At 64.8% G+C, this 17,671-nt stretch carries 16 protein-coding genes; 9 read left to right on the forward strand and 7 right to left on the reverse strand.

Features of this window, described 5'->3' with window-relative positions; all coding sequences use genetic code 11:
• Positions 1-254: 254 nt before the first annotated feature.
• From V5A38_RS04905 to V5A38_RS04915, 3 genes are all read left to right on the forward strand, one after another.
• The gene (locus tag V5A38_RS04905; protein ID WP_332324626.1) at positions 255-1,490 is read left to right on the forward strand and encodes an iron-containing alcohol dehydrogenase; all 1,236 of its coding nucleotides are present in this window, start codon (positions 255-257) and stop codon (positions 1,488-1,490) included.
• A gap of 78 nt (positions 1,491-1,568) precedes the next feature.
• On the forward strand, positions 1,569-2,624 hold the full coding sequence (locus tag V5A38_RS04910) for a hypothetical protein (protein WP_332324627.1): 1,056 nt from the start codon (positions 1,569-1,571) through the stop codon (positions 2,622-2,624).
• Positions 2,560-4,119 (forward strand): amidohydrolase, encoded by a 1,560-nt coding sequence (locus tag V5A38_RS04915; protein ID WP_332324628.1) that lies wholly within the window; start codon positions 2,560-2,562, stop codon positions 4,117-4,119. Before V5A38_RS04910 ends, V5A38_RS04915 begins: the two co-directional genes overlap by 65 nt.
• A 16-nt stretch (positions 4,120-4,135) precedes the next feature.
• On the opposite strand, the gene V5A38_RS04920 is transcribed toward V5A38_RS04915, so the two are convergent.
• The 7 genes from V5A38_RS04920 to V5A38_RS04950 all read right to left on the reverse strand — a co-directional run bounded on the left by V5A38_RS04920 (position 4,136) and on the right by V5A38_RS04950 (position 11,931).
• Positions 4,136-4,654 carry a hypothetical protein gene (locus V5A38_RS04920; protein ID WP_332324629.1) on the reverse strand — a complete coding sequence of 173 codons (519 nt, stop codon included), beginning with the start codon at positions 4,652-4,654 and terminating at the stop codon, positions 4,136-4,138.
• Between the two features lie 37 nt (positions 4,655-4,691).
• Positions 4,692-5,147: a hypothetical protein gene (locus V5A38_RS04925; protein ID WP_332324630.1), complete on the reverse strand. Its 456-nt coding sequence runs from the start codon at positions 5,145-5,147 to the stop codon at positions 4,692-4,694.
• Positions 5,144-6,478 carry an oligopeptide/dipeptide ABC transporter ATP-binding protein gene (locus V5A38_RS04930; protein WP_332324631.1) on the reverse strand — a complete coding sequence of 445 codons (1,335 nt, stop codon included), beginning with the start codon at positions 6,476-6,478 and terminating at the stop codon, positions 5,144-5,146. The genes V5A38_RS04925 and V5A38_RS04930 overlap by 4 nt, the downstream gene beginning before the upstream one ends.
• Positions 6,471-7,526, reverse strand: a complete 1,056-nt coding sequence (locus V5A38_RS04935) for an ABC transporter ATP-binding protein (RefSeq protein ID WP_332324632.1) — start codon at positions 7,524-7,526, stop codon at positions 6,471-6,473. The genes V5A38_RS04930 and V5A38_RS04935 overlap by 8 nt, the downstream gene beginning before the upstream one ends.
• Entirely contained in the window at positions 7,523-8,983 is a 1,461-nt protein-coding gene (locus tag V5A38_RS04940; protein WP_332324633.1) for an ABC transporter permease, read from the reverse strand. The genes V5A38_RS04935 and V5A38_RS04940 overlap by 4 nt, the downstream gene beginning before the upstream one ends.
• Positions 8,983-9,996, reverse strand: a complete 1,014-nt coding sequence (locus V5A38_RS04945; protein ID WP_332324634.1) for an ABC transporter permease — start codon at positions 9,994-9,996, stop codon at positions 8,983-8,985. The genes V5A38_RS04940 and V5A38_RS04945 overlap by 1 nt, the downstream gene beginning before the upstream one ends.
• Before the next feature lie 69 nt (positions 9,997-10,065).
• A complete protein-coding gene (locus V5A38_RS04950) occupies positions 10,066-11,931 on the reverse strand; it encodes an ABC transporter substrate-binding protein (protein WP_332324635.1) in 1,866 nt (621 codons plus the stop codon).
• 146 nt (positions 11,932-12,077) lie between these two features.
• Here V5A38_RS04950 and V5A38_RS04955 point away from each other — a divergent pair, with 146 nt between their 5' ends.
• The 6 genes from V5A38_RS04955 (at position 12,078) to V5A38_RS04980 (ending at position 17,489) form a co-directional block, all read left to right on the forward strand.
• A complete protein-coding gene (locus V5A38_RS04955; protein ID WP_332324636.1) occupies positions 12,078-14,111 on the forward strand; it encodes a S9 family peptidase in 2,034 nt (677 codons plus the stop codon).
• Between the two features lie 87 nt (positions 14,112-14,198).
• Positions 14,199-15,083: a GAF domain-containing protein gene (locus V5A38_RS04960; RefSeq protein WP_332324637.1), complete on the forward strand. Its 885-nt coding sequence runs from the start codon at positions 14,199-14,201 to the stop codon at positions 15,081-15,083.
• Entirely contained in the window at positions 15,076-15,729 is a 654-nt protein-coding gene (locus V5A38_RS04965) for a recombinase RecA (RefSeq protein WP_332324638.1), read from the forward strand. Before V5A38_RS04960 ends, V5A38_RS04965 begins: the two co-directional genes overlap by 8 nt.
• A 123-nt stretch (positions 15,730-15,852) precedes the next feature.
• Positions 15,853-16,635 carry an AzlC family ABC transporter permease gene (locus V5A38_RS04970; protein ID WP_332324639.1) on the forward strand — a complete coding sequence of 261 codons (783 nt, stop codon included), beginning with the start codon at positions 15,853-15,855 and terminating at the stop codon, positions 16,633-16,635.
• Positions 16,632-16,976 (forward strand): AzlD domain-containing protein, encoded by a 345-nt coding sequence (locus tag V5A38_RS04975; RefSeq protein ID WP_332324640.1) that lies wholly within the window; start codon positions 16,632-16,634, stop codon positions 16,974-16,976. Before V5A38_RS04970 ends, V5A38_RS04975 begins: the two co-directional genes overlap by 4 nt.
• Positions 16,977-17,219: 243 nt before the next feature.
• On the forward strand, positions 17,220-17,489 hold the full coding sequence (locus V5A38_RS04980) for a winged helix-turn-helix domain-containing protein (protein ID WP_332324641.1): 270 nt from the start codon (positions 17,220-17,222) through the stop codon (positions 17,487-17,489).
• Positions 17,490-17,671 lie beyond the last annotated feature (182 nt).

Consider the following 17,671-nt stretch of genomic DNA (forward strand, 5'->3'; position numbering starts at 1 on the left):
ACTGCTCGTTGACAGGAACGTCGCCGCTTTCTCCGTCATCTTCGCGTGCCTCACCCGGGCCGCGAGCTGCAGCGTCGTGCCAGCGGTGCTCCTCGAGGTAGCGGTTGACTCGATTCTCACTTCCATCGTGTTTGTCACCGCAATCGTACTCGCAGTCCGCTTCGTTCCCGAACCTGTCGAGACGTCTGCACAACGAACAGCAGTAATACGCCTCCTCGGCAGGATTAATGATGGAGGGAGGAGTGTTTCGGACTGTGACATACGATACCGTTCTCTCCCGAGAGACACGCACCGTGGTCTCGCCGAGCAAGATGATCTGCGGTGCGGGTGCAGTCGAGCAGGCCGGGGAGTACGCGGCGCCCTACGGAACGACAGCCCTGGTACTCGCGACCGAACAGATCTTCGAGTTCCACGGCGAAACCATCCTGGAGTCGCTCGAGGAAGCAGGCCTCGAGACGGTCCTCTACACTGACGTCCGGCCCGATCCGACCGTCGAGAACATCGAGGCCGCTTACGGGCAGTGGACCGAGCACGACTGTGACGTGATCGTGACGCTGGGCGGCGGGTCCTCGATAGACACCGGCAAGGGTGTCGGTATCCTCGCCGGCAACGACGGCGAGATACGTGATTTCGGCGTGGACAGGGCTGGCTACGAGGGGGTACCGAACCCGACGCCGCCCCTGGTCGCCGTCAACACCACGGCCGGGACCGGCAGCGAAGCGACCCGTTCGGTTGTCGTCAGCGACGAGTCAACCGCCACGAAGTTTCTCATCGTCTCCCAGAACGTCGTCCCCGACGTCGCTATCGAGGACCCGGAACTGACGGTGTCGCTTCCCCGGAGCCACACCGCGTTCACCGGCATCGACGCACTCACCCACGCCATCGAGGCGTACGTCTCGGTCAACGCCTACAGTATTCCCGATGGCTTCGCCGAGCAAGCGATGGAACGGATCGCCCGGTCGCTCCCCGTCGCGTGGGCTAACGGGGAGAACCTCGACGCCCGGGCCGACATGCTCGTCGGGCAACTCCAGGCCGGGCAGGCGTTCACGAACTCCTCCGTCGCGCTCGTTCATGGGATGGCTCGCCCGCTGGGTGCGCAGCTGCATATCCCCCACGGACTCGCGAACGCGCTCATCCTCCCATACGTGGTGGAGTTCTCCGCAATGGCGGCCCCGGAACGGTACGCTACCGTCGCGCGCATCCTCGACGTCGCAGACGTGGACGACAGCACCAGGGAAGCCGCCGAGAAGGCTGCTGAGGGCATCTTCGGGCTTTGTGAGGATCTCACGCTCACCAGCTATCTGGACGACTTCTGCGAGGTCCCCTCCAGGGAGGCGTATCTCGACGTCGTCGACGAGATGACCCAGGACGCTATCGACTCGGGGTCACCGGATAACAATCCGCGCAAACCGACCAGCGAAGAGATCCAGGAGCTGTACATCACCATCTACGACGACGCACTCGACCCGGAGGGCCCGCGCCGGTCCTGACCGCGATTACGTAAATGTCCGGCACGACAACTCCTCTCGGCCGGCGGACTCGCCGTGGCGACCGCCGTCGCCGGATGCATGAGCGATTTCCGGGAGAGCGACCCCGCCGGGGACGAACCCGAGTCGCTCAGACTCACGCTGTCCAGAGAGGGAGACTCGCTCCGGGAGAACTCCGTACTCGACCTTGCCGGGACCAGTCCGAACTGGGACGAGAACGCGTTCGAGGCCGCCAGCAATGGGGAGCGGTATACGACGCAGTATCGCAAACCGTTTTTCACCGCTCCGGAGGAGCCAACCTACGCTGTCGAAGACGGCACGTACTACGAACTCGGTTCGGTCGTTGTCGACGAGGCGCCGACGGAGCGCCCGATTCTCCGACTTTTCGAGGTCGAGGACGCCGAAACTCCGACGGCGGACGCTGTTCCTGTCTCCGGGTTCCCTGAGGCCGACCAGCGGGCGGTCGAAATCGCGTACTTCCCAGCGCGAGCACGCGGGACTGAGGGCGGCGCTCCCTGGGGATTGGTCCAGCGGGGTGGCTACGTCTACCGGCGCGAAGACGCCGTCGAGACGAGCGAGCTACTGGCCGACGACGGCCCGGAGCGGGTCACGTTTCGGGAAACAACCTACACACTGGAAACGACACGCGAGACGGTCTACGAACCAGTGTATCGGGCGACGGCCGAGCCAGTTGCGGGGAGTCCGGACGGGATCGAGGCGAACCTGCGGGCACAACTCGTCGACACGCGGGTCGAGCGCAGCGAACTCCCCAGCGAGGGGCGCGGATTCTGGAGCAAGCAATCGCCGACGAGTACCGCGAAACGCATCCGTACTCGGAGAGCTACGCGGCGGTTCTGCGGAGCCTCCACAAGCGGGCGTTTCTCGACGGGAACATCCGGAAGGATGCGGGCGTTCGCGAGGAGGCCCAGCAGCTGCTCCGCTTCGGCGACGTATACTGCGAGTACCAGCTTCGCTTCGTGCCCGTTGCGGAGTGAGCGGTTGGCGGTCCAGGGAGTTGCCCGAGGACTGGTTTCGAGGCAACCCTTAACTCCGCGCCAACCGGCCGACCTGTATGTCCGAACTACTGCTGCGAAATGGAATTATCCGTACCCTCGACGACAACCGGACGACCGGTGAGAGCGTTCTCTTCCGCGACGACCGGGTCGTCGCCGTCGGAGACACCGACGAGGTAGAAGCTGCGGGCAACGACCCCGAAATCCTTGACCTCGACGGTCGAACCGTGCTCCCGGGGTTCAACGACGCCCATACCCACGTGTTCTCGGTCGGCATCGGCCTGCTGGAGACGGACCTCTCAGCAGCCGACACGCGTGAAGAGGCGCTCGCGTTGCTCGAAGCGAACGCCGAGTCCACCCCCGGTGGCGAGTGGGTGCTCGGCTTCGGCTACGACGAGAGCACCTGGCCCGCGGGGGAGCGTGAGTATCTCACGATGGCCGAGCTCGACACTGTCTCGGAGGACCACCCCATCGCCGCCGTCCGAGTGGACGGCCACTCCGCGTCGCTCAACGCTCGCGGCCTCGACGCCGTTGACTTCTCCGGGGTCGAGCAGGACGTCCGCACCGAGCACGGCGAGCCGACGGGCCGGGTCGTCGAGGACGCGACCGGGCGGGTGCGCGCAGCGTCCTACCCGGAGGTTCCGAAGGCCCGCGAGGCGCTCGACGCGGCGATCGAGCGCTACCACGAACTCGGCGTCACGTCGGTCCAGACGATGGCCGGCCTCACCCAGGTCTGGGACCACGGCTACGTCCAGCAGCAGGCGCTGTTCGCCCACTGGCGCGATGATGACCTGAATCTCCGGGTCACGTTCTACACGCCCCAGTGGCAGGCAGAGTCGCTCTCGGACCTCGAAATCGCCGCCGGATTCGGCGACGAGTTCCTCCGCATCGGCGGGCTGAAAACGTTCTCGGACGGCTCTATCGGCTCGGAGACGGCCAAAACCCATCGGGAGTTCCTCGGCGGCGGCCACGGCGAGATGGTCAACGACGCCGAGCAGTTGGCCGAGTGGTTCGCCCACGCGGCCCGGACGGATCAGCAGATCGCCACCCACGCCATCGGCGGCGAGGCCATCGACATCGTCATCGATGAGTACGAGACGGTGCTGGAGGAGTACGACGACGGGGCCGACCCCCGGCTCCGCATCGAGCACGTCGAACTCGCCACCGACGAAGCGATCGAGCGCATGGCCGACGCCGGGATGGTCGCCTCGATGCAGCCTAACTTCCTGCAGTGGAGCGGCGAGGACGGCCTCTACGAGAACCGGTTCGGCGAGGAGGTGCGGCCAGCGAACAACCGGTTCCGGGATATCCTCGACGCCGACGTCTCCCTGGCGTTCGGCAGCGACAAGATGCCACCGGGACCACTCTACGGGATGGAGTTCGCCGTTCATTCCTCGTTCGACAGCCAGCAGCTATCCGTCGACGAGGCGCTCGTCGCGTACACCCGAGGCGCGGCGTACGCGGAGTTCCAGGAAGCGGAGAAAGGCGTACTCGGACCGGGGCGGCTCGGTGATGCGGTAGTGCTCGATGCGGACCCGTACGATTGGTCGGGCTCGCTCGCCGACATCGGTGTCGAGCTAACGGTGCTGGGCGGTGAGGTCGTGTACGACGGCCGATGAACGCGACGGGCCGTCGTTAGTCCGTCAGTGACGGCGGCAGCAGCTTCTCGTAGGAGTCGTGTCGAATCTCGGCGACCGGGGTGCCGTCGAGGCGCTGGAACCGGGTGAACAGGTGTCCAACGTCGGCGGCATGGGTAGCGAGTGCTTCGGCGTCACCCACATCGTACGCGCTGGCCACGAGGACGCACTGGCGGGTCTCGGTGTCCCGGAGCTCTGTGAGCAGGAAACACGTCGTTCCCACCGTTCGTCGGTACGCCTCGAACTCGTCGATATCGATGGTCTCGAGCAGGTCAGTCAGCCGGTCGGCGTCGTCGCCGGGAACGATGTGGACCAGGCCGAACCGGTCAGTCTCGCCGGCCTCGGGGGGCTCCGGCGCGGTGTCGCCGGCCAGTGTTGTCAGCACGTCCCAGCCGTCAGCGCGTCGCTCGTCGGCGAGCGCGTCGAGCTCTTCGAGCGTGGCTTTCCACCCAGTTTTCTCCGCGTCGGTCGGCCTGTCGTCGAGTGGTTCGTCGGTCTCTTCGGTCCGTCTGCTCATGCATGAGATGCTGCACCGCGGAGGGAAAACGCTGTCTTTAGACCAGCGCCTGCTCCGTGAGATACGACACTAGCAGCACAGCGATGCTGGCGATAAACAGCTTGAGCCCACGGGAGAGCCGGTCGGTGGCCGGCCGGTCAGTCAGGCTGAGCGGGGGAAGCTGCTGGAGTGTGCGCTGCAGCGGCGTCTCCTCGCGGTTCCCGAGCGTCGGCTTCTCGGTGTTCTGTTCGACTTCGAGTTCCCCTTCGTCGGTCACCTCGACCTGCCACGGCGGGCTGGGCCAGAGCAGGTAGATGGCGTAGCCGAACATCAGGAACCCGATGACGAACCCCGCGTGGACGACGAACGCCGGCCCGGCCGCGAACGCCGCGAGGGCGAACAGCGGCAGGTAGCAGACGGCAGTGACAGCGACGACGTAGACGGCCAGGTCCACGAGCCGGAACGTCCAAAGGCCGAGCCGCGCCTCGTTCTCGCCGTCGGCGTGCATCGTCATTCAACGATAAGCTGTGAGCGGGAAGGTTCTTCGTACTCGTCGGTGTGGCGATGACAGCGGCTGCGACCGCCGGTTTCGTCCACAATGTGGGCGTCCGGGAGCTCCGTGTCACAGATGCTGCCGAACTCGTCCCGGAGGTAGCTCCGGGCCTCCTGCTCCCGGTCGTCGTTGACGAGCCGAGTCGCTTCGTCCACGTGCTGTTCGATTTCCGCCGGGAGTGCCACGTCGCTGAACAGCTCCTGATAGATCTCATCGATGGTACTGAACCGCGAGTGCAGTCCCAGCAACTCACGAGTGCGCTCGGTGAGGGAGCGCTCGGCGTTCGATCGCTCTCGGAGCACCTCACGCAGCATCTCGATGCGAACCCACGCCTCGGTATCGACCGCCTCGTACTCCTCGGGTCGGATCTTCATCGGGCATCGTGTGGAGAACGGGCAGCCCTTCGGTGGGTCCCGGGGGCTCGGCGGCGAGCCATGCAGCGTGATGCGCTCCCGCTCAGATGTCGGGTCCGGTTCGGGGATCGCCGAAAGCAGCGAGTGTGTGTACGGGTTCTGGGGGTTCTGGAACAGCCGCTCTGTCGGCCCAAGTTCCATCACGTTGCCCAGATACATCACCGCCACCCGGTCACAGATGTGCCGGACGACGCTCAGGTCGTGGGCGATGAACAGATATGTCAGCCCGAACTCGTCCTGCAGCCGGGTCAGCAGGTTCAGGATCTGTGCCTGCACACTCACGTCGAGTGCCGACACCGGCTCGTCGAGCACGACGAACTCGGGTTCGAGTGCGAGTGCGCGGGCAATTCCGACACGCTGGCGCTGGCCGCCGGAGAACTGGTGGGGGTAGCGGTAGTAGTGCTCCTCGGAGAGTCCCACCGTATCGAGCAGCTCACGGACCCTATCGCGGCGTTCGTCGGGCGTTTTCCAGTCGTGGACGTCCAGCGGTTCGCGGACGATCGCGCCGACGGTCATCCGGTCGTTCAGGCTGGATTCGGGGTCCTGAAACACCATCTGGCTGTTCCGACGCCACTTCTTCAGCTCCGCCCCCGAGAGTTCGGTGATGTCAGTGTCGCCGAACCGCACTTCGCCGGCAGTCGCCTCCTCGAGCTGAATCAGCGTCCGACCGAGCGTCGTTTTCCCACAGCCGGACTCGCCGACCAGTCCAAGCGTCTCGCCCTTGTGGATGTCGAAGCTTACGCCGTCGACGGCTTTGACAGCGCTCCCCGAGAGCAGCGAGTCCTCGCCGTAGTACGTCTTGAGATCACGCAGTGAGACGAGCACGTCGCCCTCGTCGGCGTCGGCCTCGGCGACCGGCGCCGACGTCGCGTCACTCATCTATGCCCCCCGTTCTAACAGCGGCAGCTCGGTGCTCTTGTACGGCCTCTTCTCGTGACATGTCGTCTGGATACAGTAGGCAAGCGGCCCGGTGGTCGTCGGTCTGTTCCTCCGTCGCCAGCAGTTGCGGCGGCACCTCGAGACACTCCTCGAACGCCTTCGGACACCGCGGTTCGAACCGACAGTGCGTCGCTGGCCCGTTTGGAATCGGCACCTCGCCCTCGATGGTCGAGAGTTCGCCGCCACCGGGCTCCTCGCCCGGGATACTGTCGAGCAACCCGTTGGTGTAGGGGTGAGCGGGGTTCTCGTACAGGTCGATAACCGGCGCGCTCTCGACGATTTCGCCGGCGTACATCACCGCGACGCGGTCGGACACCTCGGCGATGACACCCATGTCGTGGGTGATGAACATGATGGCCAGGTCCCGCTCCTCCTGGATCTCGTCGAGGAGCTCGAGGATCTGTGCCTGGATCGTCACGTCCAGTGCCGTCGTCGGCTCGTCGCAGATGAGCAGTTCCGGGCTACAGGCCAGCGCGAGCGCGATCACCGTTCGCTGACGCATTCCACCGCTGAACTGGTGTGGGTACTCCTTGACCCGGCGGGCCGCGTCGGGAATCCCCACGTCTTCCAGTAGCTCGATAGCCTTCTCCGTCGCCGCCTTCCCAGTGAGCCCCCGGTGGAGCCGGAGCGTCTCCTTGAGCTGATTCCCCACCGTGTAGACGGGGTTGAGGCTGGTCAGCGGGTCCTGGAACACCATCGCGATCTTGGCGCCGCGGATGTTCTGGTACTCGGACTCGCTTTTTTCGGTGAGTTCTTCGCCGTCGAACGTGATGGAGCTTTCCGAGAGGACGCTCCCGGGGGACTCGACCAGCCCCATGATGGAGCGCGCAGTGACGGATTTTCCCGACCCTGACTCGCCGACGATACCAAGCGTCTCGCCGCGGTGGATATCGAAGTTCACGCCGTCGACGGCACGGACCGTCTCCTTCTCGGTGTAGAACTCCGTCACGAGCTCTTCGATCGAGAGTAGCGGATCGGCGGCGCTCATGCGCCCGTCCCCCCGGCTGTGGCTTCAGTACTTCCTTCCTCGCTCTGTGGGTCGATGGCGTCACGGATGCCGTCGCCCAGCGCGTTGAACGCCGTCACGATGAGCACGACCATCAGGCCCGGGATGAGCGAGATGTGCCACGACGCTGTCGCCACGTACGGTTGCCCGGCGCTGACTGCGCGCCCCCACTCGGGTGTTGGTGGGTTAACCCCCAGCCCGAGGAAGGAGAGGCCGGCGACGCCGATGATGGCGCCGCCGAGGCTCAGTGAGGCGTAGATGAGCAGGTAGCCCACCACGTACGGCAACATGTGTTTGCGCATCGTCACGCCCGGCTTCTGGCCGAAGCTCTTGGCGGCGTCGATCCACTCCTCGGTCGACACCTGGAGTGCGGGGCCACGCACGGCACGCCAGAGATATGGCCAGCCCGTTATGGCGAAGATCAACGCCAGTAACAGTCCCCCGTCGTAGATCCCCGCGATCCACGTGTCACTCAACACGAACGACAGGAGGATGAGCACCAGTAGCTGTGGTAGTGCCTGGACCGAGTCACCGGCGATCACGACCACGAGGTCAGTTATTCCCTTGTAGTACGCCGTCAGTAGCGCGAGGACGGTCGCTAATCCGGCAGCCAGCGTGATGTAGAGCAGGCCGATGAACAGCGAGACCCGCGCGCCGGCGACCATGAAAGTAAACAGGTCCTTTCCGCTGGGTAACGTCCCGAACGGATGGAACCGGCCGAAGTCGTCGTACTCACCCGGGCCGATGTTGCGGCCGCCGGCGCCTTTCGAGACTGACTGAAGGTTCGCGTTCCCCACCAGCGTCGTCACGACTTCGCCGGCGTTCTCGTCGTAGTACTGGATTTCGTGTTCGTACGGCTCTGCGATGTTGTACTGCACGGTCGTCGGGCCGAGCGCGGGCGCGAACACCGCCATGACGACGAACGCGAACACGACGATGAGGCCGAACTGCCCCCATCGGTGGCCTTCGAGTCGGTTCATCATGTCGTCGTAGGGCGTCCAGTCGGCGGCACGGTAGTGGCGCCGAAACAGCTCGTAGCCGTAGAACGTCCATCCCAGCAGGGCGAACGAGTAGCCGTAGATCAGCACCACGCGGAGCGCCCACGCGACACCGGGTTCGAGGCCGAGGAACGTTCCTTCCCACCCCTCGCCGGGAATCTGGTAGCCCTGATTGGGGATGACATCCCGTGAGAGCAGTGTCGGGAGGCCGGCGAGCGCGTCACCGACCCCCGCGAGCGCTGCCCACGGCGATGTCCCGGGGATGGCGTCGGCGATGGACTGCCACGGGACCGTGGTCATGACCGTCTTCATCAGCGCGCCGAACTGGAGCAGTATCATGAACAGCAGGCCGCTTACCCACATCACGGCTGGTTTTGGGCGGTCCTCGATACGTTCACGAAACGAGAGGTCCTCGCCGATGTTCCCGTACTCCGTGGACATCAGGCTTCACCTTCGTAGCCGACCCGTGGGTCGATGAGCGTGTACATGAGGTCCTGTACGATGTTGAGTCCGACGATGAGCAGGATGAAGATGAACATCAGCGTGCCGACCAGCGGCAGGTCGCCGTTGACGGTGGCCTGGAAGAACAGGAAGCCGAGGCCGTTGATCGCGAACACCGTTTCGACGAGTACCGACCCGCCGATGAGCAGGAACGCCTCGCCCGTGATGATCGGGACCAGCGGGATGAGCGCGTTCCGGAAGATATGTTTCCAGACGAGGCTCCGCCCAGGGATGCCCCTGGCTTTCGCCGCTTCGACGTAGTTGGAGTTCTTCGTCTCCAAGATAGCTGTCCGGCCGATTCGCATCTCGTTGCCCATCGACGACGACCCCAGTACCAGCGCCGCCGGAATCGTCGTCTTGAGCGCGATCAGGAACGTCTCCGGGTCTGTGAGGTTATTGAGCGGGGGTGAGGTGACGACGTTCGTCCGGATGATCCAGTTCTGCCAGCTGAAGCCGAACAGCTGTTGGGACTGGGAGAGCAGGCTCACGAGAATCACCGCGAGCCAGAAGTTCGGCATCGCCCGCCAGACGATGCCGCCGAACGAGGCCAGATAGTCGCTCCAGGAGTTGGAGTTCAATCCGGCGTAGAACCCCAGTGGGATTCCGATGAACAGGGCGATAAGCACCGACCAGAACCCGAGCCAGATGGTCCGGGGCGCGTACTGGGAGATCATCACCGTGGCGGGCGTGTCCGGGTTGAGTACCCACGACTGGCCGAAATCGCCAGTGAACATCCCGACCATGAAGTCGATGTACTGCTCCCAGAGCGGTTCGTCGAGCCCCAACTGCTCACGAACCCGTTGGTAGGCCTGCTGGTCGCCGTCCGGACCGATGATGGCCGCCGCCGGGTCGATCGGCCCTGCCCTGATGATCCAGAACGTCGCCGTTGTACCGAAAATCAGGATGGGGACCGAGAGGACCATGCGTCTCGCAAAGTATCGCCAGCGCGTCATTGGAAAACCATGTAGTGATTGTGTGGTTGGTGTCTAACGTGTGAAACTGCGTGACCGAGGAGGGAAGCGCTACGAGGGCTTGGAGTCGGTGTCTATCTCAACCGTGTTGTAGCGCTGCCCGCCGGTCGGACCGAACGGCGTGATGTCCGCCCACTCGTAGGTGAACCGCTGGTACGTGTCGTGACCGAAGCAGATGAACGGGACGTCCTCCCACATCGCCTCCTCCATCTGGATGTACGCGTCGGCCCGGGCCTGTTCCTGTTCCGCGGTGTCACGCGGGTTGCTGTTGATCGTATCCCACGCTTCGGCAGCCTGCGTACGTGCGCCGGTGCCGTTCCCGCGCTCGACCCAGTTGGTCTCGATGACCGAGCCCGACTCGCGGAGGTCGGTGTTTGGCGGGTAAAGCAGTGCAAGCACGCTCGCGGGGTCGTCTCGACCCATCCCCCAACCACTGAGGAACGCGTCGAGCTGGCCCTGTTTCCGCCGGTCGATCATGGTCGCGAACGGCGCCGTCTCGATGGTCATATTGATATGCGCCGACGAGAGCTTGTCACGCATCTGTCCTGCGAGCTGCTCCGAGGTGGAGGAGGCCGTGATAGTGAAGCTGAACTCGTACTTGTCGTCCGAGCTGTAGCCGGCATCCTCCATAACCTGCCGGGCTTCGTCCAGCTGTGTCGTCTCGTAGCCGTGCGGGTACTCGGCGGCGTGCTCATCGTAGCCGCTGACACCGCCGGGGAAGGCGTTCGGCGGCGTCATGTGGTAGCCCGCCACGTCCCGGCCCTTGTAGACGCTGTTGGCGATCAGCTCGTGATCCATGATCTTCGCCGTCGCGATGCGGGCCGGCTTGATAACGTTCAGACAGTTGAATCCGATGAAGTTCACGGCGAGCCCGGGGACGGCGTTGTATTGCATCGTATCGCCGTTCCGGACCGGGCCGTACGTCCCGGTCATCCGGCCGAGGTCGTCGGTGTTCTCGACCGTGACCTTGTTCGGATCGTACTGGGAGGTGGGGATGACGAAGGCGTCGACGTTTTTGTTCATCCCGAAGTTGTAGACGGCGTTCGAGTCCTCCATGATCTGCCAGTTGACGCGGTCGACCATCGGGCCCTCGCCGTGATAATCGTCGAAGGCCGTGACCGCCGCCTCCTGGTCGGAGTCCCACATCTCGAACTTGAATGGACCGCTACCGACGGGCGAGGACTTGGCGAAGTCGGTGTGGTCTACCTCTCCGTCGTAGCCTTCGATGTCGCCGAGAATCCCCTCAGGAATCGACCCGAATCGAACCGAGGAGATTACGCCGAGCGCGTCGTGGTACGGCTCTTCGAGCGTTATCTCGAGGGTGTAGTCGTCGACCGCTTCGACGCCCATCGTCCCGGGTTCGTACACCTCGTTCCCTTCGTCGTTTTCCATTGTCTCCCTGGCGACACCGAGGTCGTCGAGGATGACGTACGTCCGCCGGGAGTTCTCGGAGGCGGCGAGACGCTCCCACGAGTAGACGAAGTCCTGTGCGGTGACTTCGCCCCAGTCGCCGTGGTACTGAACACCCTCTTTCAGGTCGAACGTGTAGACCGTCCCCCCATCGGAGACGCTCCAGTCCGTCGCGACGAGCGCCTCGACGGCGAGCGTGCCGTTGGGATTGAAGATGGGCGGGTCGTACATCTGGTCCACCACTTCACCGGCGTTGGCCAGCGTGTACTCGACTGGGTCCATGGAGTCCATGGTCCCGTTGATGAGGTCGAGTTCGTTCGGGGCCTGATCTCCCTCGGCCTCAGTGTCGGTCTCCGTCGTATCAGTATCACCGGCCGGGGTGTCCGCTGGCTCCGTTTCTGTACCTTCCCCACCGTCGCCTGAGCAACCTGCAACAGCGATCGCGGCTGCCGCGCTACCGGTTGCTTTCAGGAACCCTCGCCGGGTCCCCGTGTCATTCACAGACATGGGTAAATAGCCGACTTCTATCGTCTTAACGCTACTGAAACTGGCCCGTGTTTCTGAAGATGAATTGACCACTACGGAGGGGAATATATATCGTCGGATTCCGGAAGCGTCGGCGAGATTAAAAGCCCCGGGCGTGATATCACAGTATGACGGACGTTACCGATCAACTAATGCACCACTACCAGCTAACGGAGCTGACCGACCTCGCCGTCTCACCCGACGGGGAGCGAATCGCCTACGTCACGAGCGAGTTCGACGCCGAGGCGAACGAACGACTCTCGTCGCTGTTCGTCGTGCCGTCCGACGGGAGCAAGGAGCCGTACCGCCTCAGCCGTGCCTCGACGGCGAGTGACCCGCAGTGGTCGCCCGACGGCGACCGACTCGCCTTCCTCGCGGCCCGTGAGGAGGATTCGGTCCTCCGAGCGGCCAAGGACGATCCCGACGAAGAGCCCGAAGAGGACGAGGAGCCGGAAACCCAGCTCTGGTCGTTCGACCTCGCACGCGGCGGCGATGCCAGACAGCTGACGACGTTCGACGAGGGCGTCAGGGAGTTCGACTGGGGGCCAAAGGGCGAGCGGGTCGTCGTCACAGCGCGGGATCCAACCGAGGACCAGCAGGAGTATCTGGAGCAGCGCGAGGACAACGGCCCCGTCGAAGTCGACCGGCTCCAGCACAAGTACGACGGCGAGGGCTGGCTCGACGACGTGACCTCCTACCTGTTCATCGTCGACGTGGCCTCTCGGGAGACGACCAGACTCGACAACGCGTACGGTGCCGGTGCACGCGAGCCCGCAACCGGGCTCTCGCCCGCGTGGTCACCCGACGGCGAGCGCATCGCGTTCCTCTCGACACGCGACGAACGACCGGACAACGCCACGTACTCGGACGTCTACACGATCCGGCCCGACGGAACCGGGCTGGAGCAGCTAACCGACAGCGAGCTCGCGACCGGCGGCGGAAACTGGGGGCCGAACAGTCGCTATCTCGCTTTCCCCGCGAGTGACAAGGACGACGCTTACGACCCGACCAAGCTCTACATCGCCGACACGGAGGCGGGCGACTACCAGTCGGTCTCGACGTCGCTCGACCGACCGCTGGGGCGTGGCGGCGCTTTCGACTGGACGGGCGACGAGACACTCGTGGGACTCATCGGCGACGAGGGCCGAACCCGAGTCGTCCGGTTCGACGCCAGGGCTGACGACCCCGAGCGGGTGTTCGAACAACAGACCGAGTTCGAGAACGTGGCCCAGCTCAGTGCGGATGGCGGGACGCTCGCCCTCGGCATCAGTGGGCCCCACGAGAGCTCGAACGTCCACAGCCTCGACGTGGCTGCCGTCGATGCCGACGACGTCGATCCCGAGCGGTTGACCGACCTCAACGACGAGTTGCTTGCTGAGTACGACGAGCCAGACACCCGGTGGGTGGAGTTCGAGAGCGACGGCCAGCCCGTCGAGGCGCTGGTCTACTTCCCACCGGGCTACGACCCGGAGGAGGGGACCGCACCACTGATCACCACCATCCACGGCGGCCCGATCTCCTACGACTCGCCGGCGTTCAACTACGACTATACGTTCTGGACGAACCGCGGCTACGCGCTGCTGCGCGTGAACTACCGGGGGAGCTCCTCCTACGGTGGTGAGTTCAGCGGCGCCATCGAAGGCGACTGGGGCCACTGGGAGCCCGCCGACGTCATCGCGGGTATCGAGCACGTCACCGACCAGGGCTGGGTCGACGACGACCGCGTGTTCGTCACCGGCTTCTCCTACGGGGGCGCCCAGACGGCGTACATCCTCTCACAATCCGACGTGGCGACGGCCGGCGCCGCCGAGCACGGGATCTACGACCGTTACGCCTACTTCGCCACCGGCGACTCCCACAACCGGATGCAGCGTGACTTCGGCCTCCCGTGGGAGGACGAGGAGACCTACCGCGACATCTCCAGCATCACCGACGTGGGCGAGATCGACGCCCCGCTGCTGGTGACCGCCGGGGAGAACGACTGGCGCTGCCCGCCCACGCAGTCCGAACAGCTCTACGTCAGCGTCAGCAAGCAGGGAATCGACTCGCGGCTGGTGGTCTACCCCGACGAGAACCACAACATCGGCGAGCCCGACCGAGCGGTTCACCGGCTCAGTGAACTGACCGAGTGGTTCGAGAAATACGACCCCGGCACAGAATAACGCCCATCGCGGAGGGGTGAACACCCGACAGGGGGAGCGCTCAGTCGCTCTCCGAACGTTTACTTGATTATAATATAAAGGGGAGATATGATTCTCTGTGTGGACCCGGAAACGGCTTCGCGGACCCAGACTGAGCGCACGCTCAGCGACGCCGGCTTCGAGCCTGCGGGCGTCGCCTCACTCGCTGCTGCCCACGAACTCCTCGACGGCGAGGAATCTATCGACTGTCTGGTGACTGAACAGCGCCTCGCCGACGGGTCGGGGCTTGAACTCGTGAAGTACGTCCGCGAAACGAGCCCTGATACCGCCTGTATCCTGTTTACTGACGTTGGACTGGAAGCGATCGACACCGAAGCCTTCGGCGACGTCGTGGCGGAGTACGTGTCCAAAGACGACCCCGATGCCCGGACGGCGCTGCTCGACCTGGTCGAGCAGAGTCTAGCGTTCCAGAGCCAGACCGCCTACCCCCTGCCGGAGCAAGAGGACGCCCGGCTGGCAGCGCTGAACCAGTACGCCGTCGACGGTGAGGCGCTCGGATCGTCCCTCGACAGGCTCTCAGCACTCGCGACGGAGCTGTTCGGCGTCAACGCCGCCGCGGTCGGACTCGTCGACTCCCACGAGGAGCGCTTCCTCTCGTGTCACGGAATTAGCTTCGAACCGGTCGACCGGGAAGAGACCGTCTGTACCTACGCGATCCTCGACGATGGAGTGACCGTCATCGAGGACGTGTTAGCGGACGCTCGGTTCGCGGAGAACGAAGGGTTAGCGGCCGCCGATATCCGGTTCTATGCGGGTGCCCAGCTGCGTTCACCGGACGGCCAGCCCATCGGCACGTTCTGTCTCTACGACGAGAGCCCGCGCTCGTTCTCCGACCGCGACCGTGAGCTGCTGCAACTTCTCGCCGACGAGGCGATGGACCAACTGGTGTTGCGTCGCCGACTCCGCGAGGCGGGAGGTGAGACCGATGACTGACGAGCGATACGAGTTCGAGGGGCTCCCACTCAACGGGCTTCGGCCCGGAACGACCATCCTCGTCTCCGGGCCGACTCACGTGGGCACTCGCGACCTGGGGCTCCGGATGCTCGTCGGGCCGGATGGCGACGGCGCTATCGTCGTCACGACCAACCAGCGAGCACGTCGCATCGCCGACGCCTGCCAGCGGGTCGGCCTCACGCTCACGAACTCCTCGACGGCGATTCTGGACTGTGTCGGCGACGAGGACAGTGGCGTGCCGGCGCGGGTGCTCCCGGTCTCCAGCCCCTCGGATCTGACCGGTATCGGAATGCGCTACTCGGACGTCTATCGCGGCTTCGAGCGGAACGACCTCGACCGCGTTCGGACGGGGCTGTTCTCGCTCTCGACGCTGCTCTCCTTCGGCGACCTCAAAACTGTCTCCCGGTTCGTCCACACGCTCATCGGGCGTATCGACAGCGTCGACGGGATCGGGATGCTGTTGATTGACCCAGCCATCCACGACGAACAGACCATCAGGACGCTTTCGCAGTTCTGTGCGGGGCGAGTCGAGGTCAGAGAGGGCGACGAGGGGCCGGAGCTTCGGGTGCGCGGGCTCCCCGATCAGCCACGCGAGTGGCAGGCGTTCTCCCCAACCCCCGAGTGAGCGGCGTGTGACTCCGGGCCGCATTGCCCGGAAGCCGAGCCTTTCTTCCCCGGGGGACCGATGGGAGAGGCATGGAGCAGACGACTGCAGCGAGGTGGCCATGAGTCGCGCCGGTGGTCATGGGTGAGACGCGAGGATATCCTTGCGGGCATCCGGGCGTTCCTGCCACTCGCGGTGGGTGTTGTCCCGTTCGCGCTCATTGCGGGCATCACGGCCGTCGACGCCGGTATCCCCCCGTATCAGGCGGTCGGGATGTCGGTCATCCTCTTTGCTGGTGCGTCTCAGCTTGCGGCGATCGAGCTGCTGGGTGGCGACGCGCCGCTGGCCGTCGTCGTGCTCACGGCGGTCGTGATCAACCTCCGGTTCACCATGTACAGCGCCTCCATCGCGCCGTATTTCCGGGGCGTCTCCGGGCTCCGACGCTGGCTCGGTGCCTACATCCTGACCGACCAGGCGTACGCGCTCTCGGTCGCGGAGTTCCGCGACAAAAGCCCCGAGGAGCGGGGTCGCATGGGGTTCTACTTTGGTGCGGCAATCGGACTCTGGATCATCTGGCAGTTCGGCACGATCATCGGCGCGCTGCTGGGCGCCACCGTCCCGTCGGGGCTCTCACTCGAGTTCGCAGTGCCGCTGACGTTCCTGGCGCTGTTGTTCCCGGCCATCGAAGGGCGGCCGACTGCTGCGGCCGCAGTAGTCGCCGCGGGTATCGCCGTCCTCGCCGCGGAGGTCCCATTCAATCTTGGCCTCCTCGTGGCGGCGTTCGTCGGCATCGGCGCCGGGGTTGTTCTCGAACACCGCGAAGGAACGTTCCCGACGACGGAGGGTGAGTTAGGTGGCCAAGGGAGCGACGAGCAAGGCGCGGTCGATGACGCGGATGCGAAGCCCAGCGGAGGTGGGTCGGAATGACGACCAGCTACAGCCCGGCGGAAATCTGGCTGGCTATCGTCGCCGCGGGACTCTGTACGTACGGGCTCCGGCTCTCCTTCATCCTCCTGTTAGGCCGAGTCGATACGGTTCCACCCCGATTGGTGGGCGTGCTGCGCTACGTGCCCGCGGCAGTGCTCGCGGCGCTGGTCGCACCGGCTATTCTCTCATTCTCGACGGTGCCCTCGCTCGCGTTCCAGTTCGAGGGACCGAAGCTCATCGCCGGTGGAGTTGCGATTGTTGTCGCCTGGCGTACCGAAAGTGTGCTGGCGACAATCGGCGTCGGAATGGTGGTGCTCTGGCTGGTCCAGTACGTGCTTTAACCCTCGACCACGCCGGACGGGTTGCGCTGAGCGCGTCGACGTCGAACCCGTCGCAGTCGTGAGGTGACATCGATGTCACCCGGTATCAGTGAAGTCCAGAACGGCTAAACGTGCGCGCCCGCGTTAGTATATTATGGAGCCCATCCAGTACCGACACTCGGTGCAACACAGTGAACGGGGTCGCCGGGCCGGTTCCTCGGCAGGGCGTCGTGACACGAACACACGCGGTTCTCGGAGCCAACAGTGACTGAGGCAGCCTCTGAAGCCGACCCGGACGCGATGGCGGAGCTCCCGCCGAGCGCGAAGCTGGTCCATCTCGTCCTCCAGGAGAACAGCCGGATGACCCAGAGCGAGGTCACCGAGGAGACCCAGTTGGCGGGTCGCACCGTCCGGGACGCGCTCGGACGACTCGAGTCTGCTGGACTGGTGACCGAGGAGATCTGCCTGAGAGATGCCCGAAAACGGCTGTACACCGCCGATAGTGGGCCGAGCAGGACCGCCGCCGGCGAGTAGTTCGGTGACGGAACTGCGAGCGTCGCCGACCCGTCGTCGATAGCCCTGGTAGCCGGGGAATATCCGCCGCTTGCAGGCGGCAACCTGCTCAGCGAGGGTATCCGGGACGAGGTGGACGACCAGCGCGTCCCAGCCGTCCTCGCGCCGAGCCGCCCCGATTCGTCGGTGTCCTCGACGGTTCG

The sequence above is a fragment of the Halolamina sp. genome, from assembly GCF_036626355.1.
Classification (GTDB): domain Archaea; phylum Halobacteriota; class Halobacteria; order Halobacteriales; family Haloferacaceae; genus Halolamina.